13 protein-coding genes and 5 pseudogenes are annotated in these 16,974 nt (G+C 60.3%); 12 read left to right on the top strand and 6 right to left on the bottom strand.

Translation table 11 applies throughout. From position 1 onward, the window contains the following. Positions 1-73: 73 nt before the first annotated feature. Positions 74-962 (bottom strand): annotated as a pseudogene (locus tag ACW4PC_RS01135) (NAD(P)/FAD-dependent oxidoreductase). Positions 963-1,133: 171 nt separating this feature from the next. Here ACW4PC_RS01135 and ACW4PC_RS01140 point away from each other — a divergent pair. The 4 genes from ACW4PC_RS01140 (at position 1,134) to ACW4PC_RS01155 (ending at position 2,871) form a co-directional block, all read left to right on the top strand. Continuing rightward, positions 1,134-1,592, top strand: a complete 459-nt coding sequence (locus ACW4PC_RS01140; RefSeq protein WP_455872592.1) for an Rrf2 family transcriptional regulator — start codon at positions 1,134-1,136, stop codon at positions 1,590-1,592. Between the two features lie 373 nt (positions 1,593-1,965). After that, positions 1,966-2,271: a hypothetical protein gene (locus tag ACW4PC_RS01145; RefSeq protein WP_455872593.1), complete on the top strand. Its 306-nt coding sequence runs from the start codon at positions 1,966-1,968 to the stop codon at positions 2,269-2,271. A gap of 2 nt (positions 2,272-2,273) precedes the next feature. Continuing rightward, a complete protein-coding gene (locus tag ACW4PC_RS01150) occupies positions 2,274-2,510 on the top strand; it encodes a hypothetical protein (protein WP_455872594.1) in 237 nt (78 codons plus the stop codon). Then, positions 2,491-2,871: a hypothetical protein gene (locus ACW4PC_RS01155; RefSeq protein ID WP_455872595.1), complete on the top strand. Its 381-nt coding sequence runs from the start codon at positions 2,491-2,493 to the stop codon at positions 2,869-2,871. Before ACW4PC_RS01150 ends, ACW4PC_RS01155 begins: the two co-directional genes overlap by 20 nt. Before the next feature lie 8 nt (positions 2,872-2,879). Here the strand turns inward: ACW4PC_RS01155 and ACW4PC_RS01160 are convergent, their stop codons facing one another. After that, positions 2,880-3,302, bottom strand: coding sequence for a SufE family protein (locus ACW4PC_RS01160; RefSeq protein ID WP_455872596.1), 423 nt, complete (start codon positions 3,300-3,302; stop codon positions 2,880-2,882). A 494-nt stretch (positions 3,303-3,796) separates the two neighbouring features. Beyond that, positions 3,797-4,284 (bottom strand): annotated as a pseudogene (locus ACW4PC_RS01165) (DUF5330 domain-containing protein). Positions 4,285-4,739: 455 nt separating this feature from the next. Here ACW4PC_RS01165 and ACW4PC_RS01170 point away from each other — a divergent pair. The 3 genes and pseudogenes from ACW4PC_RS01170 to ACW4PC_RS01180 all read left to right on the top strand — a co-directional run. After that, positions 4,740-6,279: pseudogene (locus ACW4PC_RS01170) on the top strand (sensor histidine kinase); the annotation flags it as partial. Further along, positions 6,254-7,189, top strand: a pseudogene (locus tag ACW4PC_RS01175) (peptidoglycan-binding domain-containing protein). The pseudogenes ACW4PC_RS01170 and ACW4PC_RS01175, both read left to right, overlap by 26 nt. A 334-nt stretch (positions 7,190-7,523) precedes the next feature. Further along, the gene (locus ACW4PC_RS01180) at positions 7,524-7,760 is read left to right on the top strand and encodes a hypothetical protein (protein WP_455872924.1); all 237 of its coding nucleotides are present in this window, start codon (positions 7,524-7,526) and stop codon (positions 7,758-7,760) included. A gap of 86 nt (positions 7,761-7,846) precedes the next feature. On the opposite strand, the gene ACW4PC_RS01185 is transcribed toward ACW4PC_RS01180, so the two are convergent. Then, positions 7,847-8,809, bottom strand: coding sequence for a hypothetical protein (locus ACW4PC_RS01185; RefSeq protein ID WP_455872597.1), 963 nt, complete (start codon positions 8,807-8,809; stop codon positions 7,847-7,849). Between the two features lie 244 nt (positions 8,810-9,053). Beyond that, the gene (locus ACW4PC_RS01190; RefSeq protein WP_455872598.1) at positions 9,054-10,394 is read right to left on the bottom strand and encodes an Ig-like domain-containing protein; all 1,341 of its coding nucleotides are present in this window, start codon (positions 10,392-10,394) and stop codon (positions 9,054-9,056) included. A 161-nt stretch (positions 10,395-10,555) separates the two neighbouring features. Here ACW4PC_RS01190 and ACW4PC_RS01195 point away from each other — a divergent pair, with 161 nt between their 5' ends. From ACW4PC_RS01195 to ACW4PC_RS01205, 3 genes and pseudogenes are all read left to right on the top strand, one after another. After that, on the top strand, positions 10,556-11,194 hold the full coding sequence (locus ACW4PC_RS01195; protein ID WP_455872599.1) for a class I SAM-dependent methyltransferase: 639 nt from the start codon (positions 10,556-10,558) through the stop codon (positions 11,192-11,194). A 416-nt stretch (positions 11,195-11,610) separates the two neighbouring features. After that, positions 11,611-12,378 (top strand): TetR/AcrR family transcriptional regulator C-terminal domain-containing protein, encoded by a 768-nt coding sequence (locus ACW4PC_RS01200; protein WP_455872600.1) that lies wholly within the window; start codon positions 11,611-11,613, stop codon positions 12,376-12,378. A gap of 375 nt (positions 12,379-12,753) precedes the next feature. After that, a pseudogene (locus ACW4PC_RS01205) lies at positions 12,754-13,852 on the top strand (porin). Between the two features lie 85 nt (positions 13,853-13,937). Here ACW4PC_RS01205 and ACW4PC_RS01210 read toward each other — a convergent pair. Then, on the bottom strand, positions 13,938-14,519 hold the full coding sequence (locus tag ACW4PC_RS01210) for a TetR/AcrR family transcriptional regulator (RefSeq protein ID WP_455872601.1): 582 nt from the start codon (positions 14,517-14,519) through the stop codon (positions 13,938-13,940). A 320-nt stretch (positions 14,520-14,839) separates the two neighbouring features. Here ACW4PC_RS01210 and ACW4PC_RS01215 point away from each other — a divergent pair, with 320 nt between their 5' ends. Then, the gene (locus ACW4PC_RS01215; RefSeq protein WP_455872602.1) at positions 14,840-15,412 is read left to right on the top strand and encodes a TetR/AcrR family transcriptional regulator; all 573 of its coding nucleotides are present in this window, start codon (positions 14,840-14,842) and stop codon (positions 15,410-15,412) included. Between the two features lie 116 nt (positions 15,413-15,528). Then, on the top strand, positions 15,529-16,965 hold the full coding sequence (locus tag ACW4PC_RS01220) for a methyl-accepting chemotaxis protein (RefSeq protein WP_455872603.1): 1,437 nt from the start codon (positions 15,529-15,531) through the stop codon (positions 16,963-16,965). The last annotated feature ends 9 nt before the right edge of the window (positions 16,966-16,974 follow it).

The raw sequence follows: 16,974 nt of genomic DNA on the forward strand, positions 1-16,974 counted from the left end.
CAGTGTGCTGTGCCGCCCCGCGGCATGCCGGTTTGAAACGTTTCTTGTTCATGCCGCGGACATGAAAATGCCGTCAATCACTCCCGAACATCAGCGACTCATGGGCTGCCGTTCCGGCCAGCGCCCCATCACCAACGGCGAGAGCCACCGAGCCGGACCTTGCTACATCGCCGCAGGCGAAGATGCCCTTCGCGGTCGTCTGCTTTGAGGCATCCGTCCTGATGAACTGGCCGAGCGGCCCCTCTTCGAGCACGCAGCCCAGTTGCTCAGCCCAAGGAGTTTGCACTGAAGTCCGCGTCAGGGTGAACAAACCGTCCATTGCGACAATCCTGCCATCGTCCAGGCAAACATCCGCACGGTCTCCTGCGATCTTGCGCACTGGTGTCGTCTCGACCTTGACTCGCGCGCGCACACAACTGCGCCGCCTGATGGGCATTCGGGACGACGATACCGTCGGTGAAAAGTCGTCTCGCCCCAGTCAGGAAGCATTAGGGCATGATGCATGGAATGTTCCCCGGATGCGATGACGCCGATCCGCCCCTGGTTCAGTTCGTAACCATGGCAATAGGGGCAATGGAAGACAGATTTCCCCAGCGTTCCTGCAGGCCCGGAATGGCGGGCAGTCGATCGGCAACCCCTGCTGCCAGGATCAGACGCCTGCCTTCCTTCATAGGCTTGCCATCGATTTCGATGGCAAATCCATTGCTGGTCCTCTCTGCGGCTTGTACCTTGGCATTCAGCCAGTGGACAGTCGGATAGCGTTCGAGCTGGTGACGGGCCTCGGATACGATCAGGCCGGGTTCACGGCCGTCCTGCCCTAGAAAACCGTGCGAGACTGCGGCAAAGCGATTGCGGCGCTCACCGGCATCGATCACCAGGATCTTCCGTCTGGCACGGGCGAGCGGCAGCGCCGCTGAAATGCCTGCAAAGCTGCCGCCGATGATGATGACGTCGAAATACATAAATAATCCTCTCACCTTCGTTCCGGTTCATCGCCCGGCGGTACAGCCGAACGTTGAGTCATGAAACTTGTTAAGTTACGTGAAATAGCTTGTCAATGATCATGCAACTAATATTGTTGCATGATCATGTATCTGTTACATCTGTGATCCGCAAACCAGCTGAACCAGGCCATGAGACACGACACCCGCTTATCCCGCATGCTGCATGTGCTTGTTCACATGGATCGCCACGAAGGCGCCGCAACATCCGAAACCATTGCAGCGATGCTGGGCACCAATGCCGTTGTCGTGCGCCGAACCATGGCCGGCCTGCGCGATCAGGGGTATGTCCGATCCGAGAAGGGGCACGGCGGCGGCTGGATGCTGGCGCGCCCTTTGCGGGAGATCACCCTGCTCGACATCCACAACGCCTTGGGCGCGCCGCAACTCTTCTCGATCGGACTGGCGGGCGACAATCCGAAGTGCGTTATCGAACAGGCCGTCAACGCCTCGCTTGCCGGGGCGATGCATGAGGCGGAAGCCGTTTTGCTTACGAAATTTGGCAAGGTCACATTGGCCGCGCTTGCCGAAGAATCCTCCAAGCGATGGGCAAAGCCTGCGCACTGCTCTTTAGCGATGGAGCATTCCTAGAATTGACCCTTCGAGGCTATTTTCTGGACCAAACATGTTTCCGCCCTCAAGGTCGCTCGAAAGGCCGGCGGGATACGTCGCGCCGAAGAATGCAGGCAATAAACAAGGCCGGCGAAATCGCACGGACCTTCCTCGTCATCGCTTTTCACACCAGTGCAAGTACATCCATGGTCAATTGTCTGAAGCGACTGAGGGCATGGCGCAGCGGTCTCGTTCCGGCGCCGCGAAACGCCTGACTATATATAAGGAAGTGCGAAAGATATCGTTTGCTTTGTATTCCCTGAAAGCGCACTGTCCGCCCTCCAGCAGCCATTTCACGGGCGCTGCTGTCTGAGGGCGGTCATGCCCTAGCCCCGACCGAAAGGAGGACTGCATGTCTTCCGAAGTCATCATGAAATACCTAAACAGCGAGGACCTTGGCATACTGCAGCAGGTGCTGAGCGATGCCGGCTATACCGGCGACATTCGTTTCGATCAGCCTCGCACTTTTAATGCTGCGGCACGGCTGCTCATCCAGTTGTTCCAGGCAGGCACGACCTCGCCCGCCGAGCTTGCAAGTGAACTCGACCGCCACTTCGGCAAGGCAAAGCGTGTCGTCGCCATGCCTCCTAGCGTTCCGCCGTTTCACCGTTTTGCCATTCAGGGCCTTCCGTCCTCGCTTTCCGCGATCGTCCACTGAACATGAACATAGGGCCACCCACCTTCGACGTCGACGATGCCCGGCGCGCGAACGAGTGCGCCTGCCTCTTCGACCATCTGGCGACGCAGATTGCGATTGAAGCCGCAAACGCGGGGTGGCTGCAGAGCGAGGTTGCATTGGCCCTCGCTGACGCCGCCGAGCGCTACGTGATGCATCTCGCAGCTGGCACCCACGAGATGCCGATTGCGGCCAACTGCAATGCCGTTCGGGAGGCCTGACGCATGCGGAGCGGCCTTCTCATCGCGTTCTTTTGCACCTCCGCGGCTCTTCTATCTGGCGTGGGGACAGATCGCTGCCTATCAGGAGCGGGAGCGCATTCAAACCGCCGATGCTGCCGAGCGCCGAACACGACTGGCGGAACTTTCCGCAGACGGCTGCAATGGTGCCGTTGGCTCCCTTTCGGCGATGGAGCATCGGCTCCTCAAGGCCGGAGGCATCGAGATCCCTGAGGCTCTGGCAAGCGACATCACGTTATGTCTCGAAGAGAATATCATGTCCGGCCGTTCACGGCTGCAGATGGAGCGGACGCACTTGATCAGGCTGTTTCCACGCGAGACGAGTGTACTGCCAAACGAATGACGGCGCGCTTAAGCCGCGACCCTCACCCGCGCTTCTTCCCGGATCCGGTTCACCATGGACCTCAGCCCGTTGGAGCGCTGCGACGACAGGTTCTCGACAAGGCCGATCTTCGAGAAGATATCGAACGCATCGAGGCTCGCGATCTCCGAGGCCCTCTTGCCGGAATAGGTGGCAAGCACGATGGCGACGAGGCCACGCACGATATGCGCGTCGGAATCGCCCTCGAAGATCAGCACCGGATTTTCAGGATCCGCCTCGGGATGCGTCACCAGCCAGACCTGGCTGGCGCAGCCCATCACCTTGTTCGCGGACGTCTTCTTGTCGTCCGGCAGGTCCGGCAGCCCCTTGCCGAGTTCGATGACATAGCGGTAGCGGTCCTCCCAGTCGTCAAGGAAGGAGAAGTCGTCGATGATCTCGTCGAGAGATGCCATAAGCGGGCCTTTCACTATTGTGAGTGATATAGGTGAACTGCCGCCGCTTTTGAACCATTAAAAAGAAAAACGTCTGCCAGGCGGTAAACGCCATGGGGTCGGCCGCACCACTTCTGCCGGAGCGGCCCATCGCTGCGAATGAACTGGTGGATAGAGAACAGCTTCGCCATGGCACACCAAAAGCGCAACAAGCCGGCGGGCGCCAAGGCCGTGAAGCAGGCGCGAAGGATAGTCGGTGAAGTTCGGCAGCATTGCGGGGGGCGCGCCGCTCAGGGTATCGTTCCTTCCGCCCTGTTCGTCGCCTCAAGATCAAAGGCACCTTCGTCGCCTGCCCGCCTATCCCTCGAACGCATAGAAAAAACGCCGTGAAGGATGGGCACCCTCACGGCGCAGCGCAATGCTGAAATCAAACAGGGCAGGCACGTCAGGCACGGGCATCTGCGTATCATGCGGATCGCCGGTGCAAGCTTGGGGCGGAGAGCTCCGCGGAACTCTTAAAGGACCGGCTTCGGTGTCGGCAAGGGAATGGCGCCGGTTACGACCTTGTCGGAAACCGATTCGTCCTCCGCCGGCGGGCGGTAGGGCATCGGCTGGTTCAGTGCGGCGGCCCGGTGCTCTTTTGCGGAAGGAGCATCGGCTGCGACGGGAGCTTCGGTAAGCGGTGCGGCCGGCGTCGCCTCCGCAAGGGCCGGTGCCTTCTCGTCCGAGAACTGGCTGTCCAGCAGCTCATAAGCGACGCGGGCGCCTTCCGCGGGCCCGGTAGCCGAGGGCGGTGAGCGTTTCGGCGCCCTTGGCGCAGACCTCCGGCTTCTCGTTGCACATGCCGGTGAGATATTGCATAGGCGCCGCTTGCGGCGGTGAAGGCGTCGAAGAATTGGATTTGCGGGTCGTTGGCAAGCCGCGTCGAGCTCTCCGAGCTGAAGAGCGGCAAGAGGACTAGCACAAGGCCGAACCAGAACGATCCTTTGATCAGAAGCCACATTGTCGTTGCCCATCCTGTTTTTCCCGTCCGGTCTTCTCGCCGAATCAGGCCCGGTTTTCCGGTGTGCTTTCACCCTAGCGGGGAAATGCGAATGCCACTTTTCGAAACTCGACGGCATTTGCGGCAAATTTAATTCGAATTTTAAATAAAGGCATTCTGAGCGCATTTCAGTCAAATTGTAGCCATCGGGGTTAAGCATAGCGCAAAGGGCTGCCTGGAATTGCAGGGATTCCCTAGGGCCGAGCGCGCCGCAAAGGTTAACACAAAGCCGAAATGCGAGCGAAAATCCATCGCTTACCCCCTATTAACCACAAAAACCAAAGGGCCCTGCGGATGGCTCAAAATGGGATTTTTAGAGCTTTTGGGCTGTGGAGGGCCGCTTTGCCTTATCCTTTCCTTAAGCCGCCGGGGCCTATTGTCCGCACTGTGTAAAGAGCCTTTTCGGCGGGTATTGCGTGCGCGTATTGAGTGACATTGGCGGACGGGCGGCAGCCCTCGTGGACCGAGCAGCGGCAGGCTGGCTTTCCCGCACGGGAAGCGGCGAAGCTGTTGCCGAGCGCGAGCTTGCGATCCTGCGCCGCCTCGTCTTCCTCTCTTCCGCGGCCTTGATCGCTGCGCCCTTCGGCCTCTCCTTCGTCACCAGCCCGGCCGTGGCACTGCCTGCAGGTGTCGCGACGGTGTGCGCTGCCTTCCTCTTTTCAGCCGTGGGCAGCATCGCGCTTGCCCGCCAGAGCGCTGCTGTGTCGGCCGTCGCCGCGGCGCCCGCGGAAGACTTCTTCCTGGAAAACAGCGCCGGCCTCGTTCTCTTCCTCGATCCGCAAGGCAACGTCACCACCGCCGGTGGCCGCGACTGCCGCGAGTTCCTCGCCTGGATGCGCGATCCGAAGGGCAGGGGCTTCATCGAGCAGGTGCATGTCTCCGACCGCATCTTCGTCCTGCAGGCGCTCGACCGGCTGCGCCAGGGCGAGGAGTGCGCCAGCGTCGACCTTCGCCTCGACCGCCCCTGCGTTTCCCTTGATCTTCGCCAGTTTGCGCATCTGAGAATGGACATGACGGCGCGGCGCGATGAGGACGGCGAGCTCCTGGCCGTCGTCGCCCAGCTCCGCGACGTCTCGGTCGAACAGCAGCTGCGCATGGAAGCCCAAAGCCGGGCGGCCGATGCTGAAACCGCCAACGATGCCAAGTCGCGCTTCTTGGCCGCCGTCAGCCATGAGCTGCGCACGCCGCTGAATGCCATCCTCGGCTTCTCGGATATCCTGCTCGGCGAATATTTCGGCAAGTTCGACAATGAGCGCCAGCGCGAATACGTCGACCCTGGTACGCGATTCCGGCGCGCACCTGCTTTCCGTCGTCAACACCATGCTCGACATGAGCAAGATCGAGGCCGGCCGCTATGAGCTGCTGCTCGAACCGTTCGATATCGGCGCCTCGATCCGCTCCTGCGAGGCGATGCTTGCGCTGCAGGCCAAGGGCAAGGGTGTGACGCTGACGAGCCGCATCCAGCGCGGCCTTGACGAGGTTGTCGCCGACCAGCGCGCCATCCAGCAGATCCTCATCAATCTCGTCGGTAACGCCGTGAAGTTCACCGATGCCGGCGGCGCCGTCAACGTCGATGCGGCGGTGCGGGACGGCATCCTGCAGATCAGCGTCAGCGACACCGGCATCGGCATTCCCGCCGACAGGCTCGAATCGCTCGGCCAGCCCTTCATGCAGGTGCAGAACGATTATACACGTCGTTACGAGGGCACGGGCCTCGGCCTGTCGCTGGTGAAGGGCCTCGTGGCACTGCATGGCGGCCACTTCGCGATTGCCAGCGTTCCCGGCGATGGCACGATCATCACCATTTCGATTGCCGCGGATGGTTCCGGCGCCGGTGCCGCGCATGCGGAAAAGGACGGGGCCGTCGATTTCCCGCCGCGGCTGAAAATTGCGGCGACGAACGTCGCCGGACTGGAAGAGGGGCTTTTCGATGGCCGCGCGCAAGCGAAAATCGCCGAAGGGAAGGAGAGGCCGGCAGCAGCCGAGCCTGCTTCTCACAGGGGCTGCCGCCCTCGGCGGCGTGGGCATGACGGGCGCATCCCGCGCTCGGGCGGCGTCATTGCGCGCAATCCGTCGGTCGCAGGCGGGACCACCGCCTTTGTCGTGATCTTCAGCTTCGTCGCCGCCAATGCACTCTGGTATCAGCCGGGTACGCATCCGCATCCCTTCTTTCGCACCCGCGATGTGCCAGCGCCCTTCTCGATCGGCCGTCCGGCCGTGGAAGAGCCGCACCCCAGGCGACGTCACGACCTTCAAGATCGAACGTCCGGGCGAGGAGGGCGCTGCCTCGACCACCAATGCGACGCCGCCGGCTGCAGCACCCGGCCAAGAGCCCAGTCAGCTGGTCATGGACATCCAGAAGGAGCTCATCCGCCGCGGCCTCTATAACGGCACGGCCGACGAGTATCATCGGCCCGCGCACCAGCGCCGCGATCCTCTTCTTCGAGGAAACCGTCGGCATGCCGCCGAGCGGCGATGCGACGCCGGATGTGCTTGCCGCCCTCAAGACCGATTCCATCGGCCCCTCGACCGTTCCCGCCGAGAAGCCGCGCGAGGATGTGACCTCGAAAGCCTCGGCCGAGGATCCGGGTCGCCGCCGCCATCCGCAGCGCCGAAAAGCAGGATCAAGACCGCGCCCGCCGGCCCGAAGCAGGTCCCATCATCTGAGCTTACCAATGTCGATCTGGTGCTGAAAATCCAGAAGGGCCTTTCCAACATGGCCTACGCCGATGTCGGCGTCGACGGTGTCGCCGGCGAACAAACCCGCACCGCCATCCGCCGCTTCCAAAAGCACTACAACCTGCCGGAAACCGGCGAGCCCAACGAGGCGGTCCTGAAGAAGTTGAAGGAAATCGGCGCGATTTAAGGCTGGGTGAGAGCTGGCATCAAAGCTCGTCCAATGTGCATCTTTGCTCCGACGACTCTGGATTCTCTGGGCGTCGTTTGAGGGCGCTTTCAGCACCGCTTCACGACGTCGTTCTGCGCCCGGCGCTCGACGAGGCGATCCGGCGTTGTCACGAGCGTGGCGCAATACGCTGACCGCTCCCGGGCAATTGCGGCGCTCTGCCAGCTTCTCCCTTCGCTGGGAGCGCTTGAACGGCAAGGCTGAGCCGGGAGGGAATCTTGCGGCAAGTGATCGGCGCGGTAGGAAGCCACCTCTGCTTCGTGCCAACTGCGAATATTTGCGCTATGCTCGGTCGATGGAACGCCGGCACGCCAAATGGATTGCAACGCTATCGTTGGCCGTGGCCGCAGCGAGCGTCGCTGCGGCCCACCCGGATTCGCGCTGCACCTGCCGCAATCGGGATGGCACGAGGTACGAGCTTGGCCAGACTGCCTGCATCAGGGTGGGCGGGGCGTCGTATCTCGCACGCTGCGAGATGGAGTTGAACGTCACGACATGGCGTAAATTGCGGGACGGTTGCCCGGAGGCCTGAAGTGCAACGGCAGGCCGCTTTGCCAAGAGGAACATCCAATCACCGAAGCCGGTCCAGCCGGGCCGGCTTCGGAAATCAAGGGACGGCTATCTGATCACCGGCTCGCCGTGATACCGGCGCTTTGACGGCTTCGATACGCCAAATCCGACTTCCATCATCAGGCGCGGCGTATGCTTGGCGAGCGTTCCCATATGGAAGCCGAAGGGATCTTCGACAAAGCCGGTGCCCGCCTTTCCTGTCAGCGTAACTGCGCTCTCCTTGCCGTAAAAGCCAAGCACGTCCTCGGCCGAATGTCCGACAAGCAGCGTCAACTGATGCTTCATTCGGCGGCGGTTGTGGCTGCCTTGAACATAGACATGCGGACCGGCATCCGCATCGACGTCGGACAGATAGAAGAAGAATTTCAGCATCCGCCAGTCGTCGAGATCGAAGTGGAACTTGAACGAGGCGCGGCTCAGATCGGCTTCCGAGGCAGACTTCGTCGGGAAACTCCACCATGTCCGCGTGGTGATCAATTTCGCCTCGCCGCCGAGATAATGCCGCGCGATATTGAGGAGCAGCGGGTCTTTCTGCACGGCGACGGCTGCCTTGCATTGCAGAACCCGCTCGAAATGATGGCCGCTCAATATCGTGCGCTCGAACCGGCGTTCGGCTTCGGCATGCTCTCCGGCGAGAAACTCGACCTTGCGCTCGAAATTGCCGAAACACGGCGTCTCGCGTGCAAAACGGGCGATTTCCTCCTGGATGGCTGGCGGCAAAGTGAGGCCGGTGAAGATGCCATTTCTTCGCAATTCCGCAGCGGCCTTCTCCGCCTTGATCCCGCCAAACATTGACGGTGCTGTTGCCGAAGACGGAATAGGTCTGGCGGTCAGCCAATGGGCACGACGGAAAGGCATCGTGCGGGCCAGCAGGAACATCGGCAGCCAGGCGGGATTTTCCTTGAGGTCGGTTAAATAGGTTGGTACGCGCGCTGCCATGCGGCGAAGGGGCCCGCCTGTGCGGGCAATGGCTTCGAGGTCTTTCGGCTTAGACTTTGGCGCATCAAGCATCTGACATCCTTATTCGAACATGGTTTTCCCATGGCGTTTTCCCCGTGGCGCCAGGCCCACGGTAGGTGGTTTTAGATCATGATGCAATGCAGCATGGGAATTGCAGTCTGCTATATGGTTAATAACTAATTGAATAAATTAAAGAACTTCGGACACTGAGTCCCCGCGGACAACGAAGCTGCGCCCGTATGTATGTGGCAACAAACGGGCGGCGCGCCGGTTCTAAAGCCGGTTGGGGCCGCGCCTAGAAGAAATGGAAGTCGTCGGCGGCAAGCGATGTGCCGTGGCTCACGGCCGCAAACGCCACCGCGGCCGCATGGCCGCTCCCGTCGGAATCGAAGAGCAGGCGGCCGGAACATGTGTCGTAGACGATGTGGTCGTCCTCATCCAGCGCGGCTGTGCCCTTCGCGAAGGCCCTAGGGTCGAGCGCGCCCGCCACGACGCCGGCGAACACGGAACTGTCCAGCCGGAAGACGTCGTCAGCGGAGCTGAAGTCGAGGATTTTGTCGCAATTCGCCCGGCCGGGCTCGGTGTCGAAGACGAAGATGTCGCCGCCCGCTCCGCCCGACAGTGTGTCGCGGCCGGTTCCGCCGTTGAGAGTGTCGTCGCCGCCGCCGCCGCGCAGGCGGTCCTTGCCAGCGCCGCCATCAACGGTATCGTCGAACCGGCTGCCGGTGATCCGGTCATTGCCGTCCATCGCGGCGACGAGAACCGGGTGATCGTACGCCTCATAGCTGGCGACGTCTTTCGCATCGGTGAGCGTGATCTCTTCGGCCGGCGGCACGATCATGATGGTGATCGTCGCCAGATTGCTGTTGCCCTGGCCGTCGGTGGCGTAAACCGTGAAACTGTCGGTGCCGGTGAAGCCGGCCGACGGAGAATAGTCGAAGAGGTTGCCGTTCAGGTAGTCTTGGTGATAGTGCAGGCTGCCCACATATTGGCCCTGATGAAACGGATAGTAGCCTGCTTCATATCGCGTCTCCTGCTGCAGCGTGCCATGGTCCGGCCCGTCCACGACGACGAAGCTCAACAGGTCGAAATCGGCATCCGACGCGCTGAACTTGATGTCGTCGAGCGATTGGCCCGGAGAAAGCGTGAAGCTCATGTCGGCGGCGGTGGGCGCATGGTTGACGAAGGAGTCGGGCTGCAGCGCGCCGCCTTCCAGGATGATCTGGTGCGGGCCGTACTGGGTGTTTTCGCCGCCGAAATATTCGTTGGCGCCCTGCCATGTCACCACCATGTCGTCGGGGCTTTCGGCAGTGACGGAGATAATCTCAGTCGAAAGGTAGGCCGCCTGGTCGGAGAGCGAGCGGATATAGCGGCCTTCGTTGTCGAAGACGAAAGTTTCCACCGTCGTGAAGATCTCGGTCCTGCCGTCATTGGTGAAGGTGGTGACGGTAAAGAAGCCGTCGAACACGTCGACCGAGGCAAGATCGACCCAGCCGTACGGATAATCTGTATGCGCGGCCCCCGGTCCGAGGACGTCGCCGTCCGTTTCCGTTATGCTGAAAAGGATTGCATCAGGGCTCTCGTTGTTGATGTCTTCCCATACGCTAAGCTCACTGCCATTGCTCAAAGTGGGCATCGTATTTTCCTTCGTTGCAGGGAAACGGCACTGCGGACATCTTCACGGAGAGGCAAGATAGGCTGGGATGCGGGCCGATCAAGCTTGGCGATGGGGTTGACGCTTCCTTCGGCATGCTCGCTCGAAATCTGGTAAACTTTCTTCCTCAAAAAGGAGTGGGTATGTCCACAAGTGACCGGCAAGCCCATTGGCAGACTGTCTACAAGACCAAGGCGGAGAGCGAAGTCAGTTGGTACGAGGATACGCCGGAACTGTCGATGGTTCTGCTGCGTCAAGCCGGGCTGACGCCGGACATGTCGGTGATCGACATCGGCGGCGGGGCCTCGCGGCTGGTCGATGCTCTTGTGGCATCCGGCCAGGCCCATATCAGCGTCCTCGATCTGTCTGCCGCAGCCATCGAGACGGCGAAGTCGCGACTGACAGATGCGACGCGTGTGCAGTGGATCGTATCGGACATGACCGCCTGGACGCCCGGCCGCCAGTATGATCTCTGGCACGATCGCGCCGCCTTTCACTTCCTGACGGAGGCGGCCGACCAAAAGGCCTATGTTCGGGTGCTGGGGCAGGCGCTCAAGAATGGCGGCAAAGCCGTAATCGGAACCTTTGCGCCCGACGGACCGGAAAAATGCAGCGGCCTGCCGGTCGCCCGCTACGATGCGCAAGGCCTGCAGGATGTTCTCGGCAGCGGGTTCAAGCTTGCCGCAACGCGCCGGCATGAGCACACGACCCCATCGGGATCGGTGCAGCAATTCCAGTTCAGCACGTTCGAGAAGGTCGCTGGCACGGAGTCGTTTGCTTGAACGATCCGAGACGCCCGGCACGCCGGCTCCCCCATCGACGCCCATCGATCAGATGATTGGTGCGCGCCAATTGCGGCGAGTTGTCGCGTCCCGTTCTCTCGTGCGTGTGAAGCCAACGTGACGGAGCCTCGAAACCTGAAGGAAATTGGGGCGCTTTGACCGTGGCGGACCGGCTTTCGCACCGCAGAAAATTGCGAAGGCAATGTGCCTGCAGGGCCTTGAAATTCGTTAGGGCAATATCGAAATGTAATTTTGTTTGTGATCGGCCGCTGGTTGGCGAAGAGGTACGTTTTGAGACGGTGGTCAACTTCGCTTGAAAGATACCAGCCGTATGGTATCTTTTTCCTGTCTGATACTGTTGGCCGACGGCCCATGGCCGGCCAGCTCAAAGATATTTGCCTGCCGGGATAGCCCGAATGTTGTTTGAAGATTCCGGCAGCGCTCTATCCGAAACACATATTTCTGATCGCGCCATGTATAAATCAATCGCCTCCCTGAGCAGCGTGGACAACCCGCGGCTTTACAAGGTTCTTTTCGACCATTTCTCGTCGCTCTATCCGGCAATAGCCAAATCGAGCGTGGCTGAATTTCACTTAGGGGGCGATCAGACTTTTCGGCTCCTTCGAGGGTCGAAGGACCTCACTTTCGAGATTGTCTACTCCGATATTTCCCGGTTCGCCTCTATCACCCGATCATTGAATTCACGAGCACGAAAATACATCACGGGCTTTGCTCTTCAGTGGAGCACTTCGCGCGTGGCCCCTCCGCGCGGACTTCTGCAGCTTCCTCGTCCGCTGGATGAAACGCGGGTCCCTGAAGATGCGCTGATGATGATCTTCCATCTTGATCAAGCCGATCCGGTCGAAGCCGAGCGTAAGATCATGGCATGCATCAGCGCGCTCTATCCCTCCGGTCCGAGATTGCAGCGAGAGGCGCAGGACTATAATGGCCAAAGAGCAATAGCGCAGCTCGCCGACTGGCTGTCGTTCCAGGATGCAAAGCACGTGCTTGACATCGAAGACCCGGACCACGCGGCAACGATGCTCATCTCGATGATGTTTGGAGGAATGGCATCCTGCATGGCCGCAGGTGGCGGCTTGCCGGACAGATCGAGCCTTATTGGCTATCTCAAAGGGTGCATCCACCTCTTCGTCAGAGGTTGCCGCTGCAAAGCGGCCGCCTGACCGGAAGCGTCGGATATGGCACTGCCGGCTGCTGTTCACCACCCCATTTTTGCGTGGCGGTGGAGCTCGACTTTCTTTGTTGGAATCTCTCGCAGCGGCCTCTCTAGCTTGCCCGGGCAGCACAATCTTGACCGCGAAACGGTCGCTCTGGCAGCTCTCCTTGTGGCAAAAATACAACGTCCGCTGGTTCTAGAATATTTTTGGTACGAAGACGTTTATTAAATAATTGACGGGCTGGCGCATCGACTGTTCTAAAGGTTGCGTTGCCGTAGCAAATTGCCCCGGCAACTCCTGGCGGACTGAAATTTCAGGGGACCGCATCCATCGCGCTAGCAAGAGCCAACCTTGGGGTTGGCCTCTGGAACGGAGACAAAAATGAACATTAAGAGCCTTCTTCTCGGCTCCGCTGCTGCCCTTGCAGTAGTTTCCGGTGCTCAGGCCGCCGACGCCATCGTCGCTGCCGAACCGGAACCGGTTGAGTACGTCCGCGTCTGCGACGCTTACGGCACCGGCTACTTCTACATCCCGGGCACCGAAACCTGCCTCCAGTATCGGCGGCTACGTCCGTTTCGACGTTGGCTTCGGTGCTGGCGACGCATTCAAGAACAACGACTCTGAGGACTGGGATGCCCGCACGCGTGCGCACATCAACGTCATCGCAAAGAGTGATACGGAATACGGCGTTCTGACGAGTGCGATCATTCTTGAATCCAATTTCCGTCCGAACGAAGTTGACAGCGACGCTCGTTCGGCTGGAGCATCTTCTACGTTCGGCAGTTCTCAGGACAGCACTGGCATCGACGAGGCTTACATCGATCTCGCCGGCTTCCGTGTTGGTAAGTTCGCCAACTGGTGGGATGATGACTTCTCGGGCGAAACCGACGTCATGACGACCCTCGACGGTTCGACGAAGCAGAACTCCATCCGCTACCAGTACGACGCTGGTGACTTCTATGCCGGTATCGCTCTCGAAGAACTGGTTCAGACAGAGGGCGGAAATGCCAACAACCTCGGTATCGACGGTTCCATCGGCGGCAAGGTCGGCGGCTTCACCTATGCGATTATCGGCGCTTACGACACCGATGCCCAGGAAGGCGCCGTCCTCGCAAAGGTCGGCGTTGACGTTGGCCCGGGCACGCTTTCGGTTGCCGGTATCTATTCCACCGGTCTGGGCGATCAGGGCTTCAACGGCTACTACGACGCCGGCGAATGGTCCGTGGCTGCTCAGTACGCGCTCAAGGCAACCGACAAGTTCACGGTCACCCCTGCTGTTCAGTACATCGACAACATCGATGCCGACGCGAGTGGCAGCTGGGACAGCGGTAGCGAGCTGCGCGCTGGCGTTACGCTCGATTACAAGGTCGTAGAGAACCTTTCCACAAAGCTCACTGCAACCTATGTTTCGGACGATCACGACAACGCGGCGGATCAGGACTGGGTCGAAGGCTTCTTCCGCCTGCAGCGCGACTTCTAATCAAACGCGATAAAGCTGATCTGAATTTGACCTCTGATCAGTTTCGAGGGAAGAGCCCGGTATCCCAGCCGGGCTCTTCTTCATTTCAGGCGGTCAGCCCCTTGGCGAAAATTATAAGGCTCGAACGAAGGTAGGCTCGGGTCCGTTTTGCGCGTTCTTCCAAATCCATTTCCGCCCGGCCGATGCTCAAGCTTCCGAAGACGATGCCGATCAGCATGGTGGCTGCAGCGTCTGCGTCAGCAACCGTTATACGGCCCTTCTGCTTCATCTGCCTGAGCCACTCGGCGAGCTTTGCACGCGCGAGGCTGAAATCGTCCCGCAATTCCGCGACGTGTTCCGCCGCTTCCCAGCCGACTTCTATCATGAAGTAGTCATTCATGCCGGCCGCGTCTGCCGCACCGTCTTCATCGATGAAGAAGATTCTGGCGAGCTGTTCCTCCAACGGAAGCTGGTCATCAATTTCCGGTACGAAGAAAATGGAATCGCCTCGAGATTTCAGTATATCCCGCAGAAGGTCAGCTTTTCCGTTGAAGAACTCGTAGAAGGTTCTTTTGGAAATGCCGCATCTGGCCGCTATCACATCAACCGTCGTATTGATGTATCCGTATTCGATGAAGACATCGCATCCCACGCCGATTATCTCATCCCGTCGCTGATCGGTGTCCACGCTCTTAGGACGCCCGCGCGGCCTCTTTACATTTTCCCCAGTTTTTGAACTCACGATCCCTCATCGCTTAAAATTTTTCCACCCCGGCTTCGACTGATACATGAACCGGCCTGGCGGGTACAGGCCGTCTGGACCCGCTCATCCGACGCGCGGCCCTCACGCCCAGCTCACGCATTGTCACCGTTGCGTTACGATCTCAAGCTTCTCAAAAGAATTTGCCCGAAGCAATACAGATGTTATTTTGTGCGACACACATTGCCATCGCGCGGCACGCTCTGATTGCGTGCCTTGATTGCGTGCCGGGGGGCAAGAGACAGACGATGGAAAGTTCGTACAGGCGCAGGAAACAGCCGGAGCTGGTCAAGCGGACCCTGATAGATGAAGCGGCAAAACTTGCCGTGCGGGAAGGGCTTGCCTCCGTGACCGTTCAGGCCGTATCCGACGCAGCGGGCGTGACCAAGGGCGGCTTCATCCATCATTTTCCGAGCAAGAAGGACCTGATCGACGCCGTATTCGGGGAACTCCTTGAAGCGATCGATGACGATATCGATGCCCGTATGGCCAAGGACTCCGAGCCCTATGGCGCCTTTACGCGCGCCTACATAAACTCGGTCTTCCAAAACAATCTCTGCGCCAAGGGCGGCCAGTGGGCGCCGCTGACGATTTCGGCGCTGACGGATCCGTATCTGCGCGATCTCATGGCAAGCTGGGTCGAGGAACGGGCGCAGCGCCACAATGAGACGGATGGCGATACGCGCTTGAAGATCGCGCGCCTGGCTGCCGACGGCATCTGGCTCGCCCATCTTTATAAGATCAAGATCACCGATCCAGAGACGCTGAGGTCTGAGCTTTTGGCAACCACCAGAAAGCCGGATGCGCAGCGCAAGAACTAGGATACTTGCCCGATTCGGAATACGCCTTACAACCTAAGTCTAAGCCGCTGCCTTCGTTTGCAACTTATTAACCATATTACCTGAAGCTTTCCTAATTTCTTGGGGGAGCCGAGGTCATGTATGCGCTGAAGACTGTGGAGGAGGTTGCCGACGAGCCGCATGGGCACAGCGCGGAGGCGTTGCGGCATGTTCTTTCCAGGCTCGCGGAAGAGGCGTCCACGCTCGGCATCGATCTCGTCGATATCGCCGGCGCCATCCAGGACATGGCGGCGATGTCGGCGCGCCATGCGACGGCATTCGACGATGTGACGCGGACAGCACTTTCGATCGCCGAGACGAACCGGGCAGTTGCCGTGTCGCTCAACGAGACGGACCGGACGGCAGCGGAGGCCCGGCACATGCTGAAGGAATCGGCCGGCCGCCTGTCGGGCTCGGTCGAAGAGATCGGCCATATGGTGGAGTCCTCTGAGGAGATCAGCGCCGAAATCAATACCTTCTCCAAATCGCTTGCCGATGTCGACAAGGTTGCCGCAGAGATCAGCACCATCGCGCGGCAGACGAACCTTTTGGCGCTCAACGCCGCAATCGAAGCGGCACGTGCCGGCGAAGCGGGCAAGGGCTTTGCCGTCGTTGCCTCGGAAATCCGAGCGCTGTCGCTGCAGACCTCCAAGGCGACTGGCTCCATCCAGGAAACGCTGGACGAGCTGCGCATCAGGATCGACCGTCTCTCGGCGGCAGGCAGCGGCGCGCGCGAAAGTGCCGCCGGCGTCAAGGACAAGTCCGAAGCGATGCGTGGCGCATTCACCAAGATGGAGCATGTGATTACCCAGATCCTCGACAGCTCCACGGTCATGGCAAGGACCACCGAGGCTGTCGACCAGCAATGCGCCGGTTTCGTCGCCAAGCTCGGCGAGATGTCGGCCGAAGTGCTGAATTCCAACGTGAAGCTCCAGCACGCTGCAAAGCGCGTCGACAGCGTCGTCGGCCTTTCCGAGAAACTGGTGCAGTTGACAGCGAGCGCCGGTGTGCAAACGGCAGACAGCCTCTGGATCGCCAAGGCGCAAGGTGTGGCCGCCGCGATTTCCGACGTCTTCGAACATGCCGTCGCCGAGGGCCGCATCGGCTTCGAGGCGTTGTTCAACCGGCAGTACCGGCCGATCCCGGGAACCGATCCGGTGCAGCTCATGGCGGCTTTCACGGAACTCACCGACCGCCTGCTGCCGCCGATCCAGGAGCCTGTCGCAGTCTGCGACGAGCGCATCGCCTTTTGCGCGGCGGTCGACGAGAACGGCTATCTGCCGACGCACAACCGGAAATTCTCCGAACCCCAGCGGCCGGGCGATACGGTGTGGAACACCGCCAACTGCCGCAACCGGCGCATCTTCAACGATCGCGTCGGCCTTGCCGCGGGAAAAAGCACAGCGCCTTTCCTCGTGCAGACCTATCGCCGCGACATGGGCGGCGGCAGTTTCGTGATGATGAAGGACATCTCCGCGCCGATCACCGTCCGCGGGCGGCATTGGGGCGGGCTGAGGCTGGCGGTAAAGGTCTAGCGTTGCCGC

Source organism: Rhizobium yanglingense (assembly GCF_977109285.1).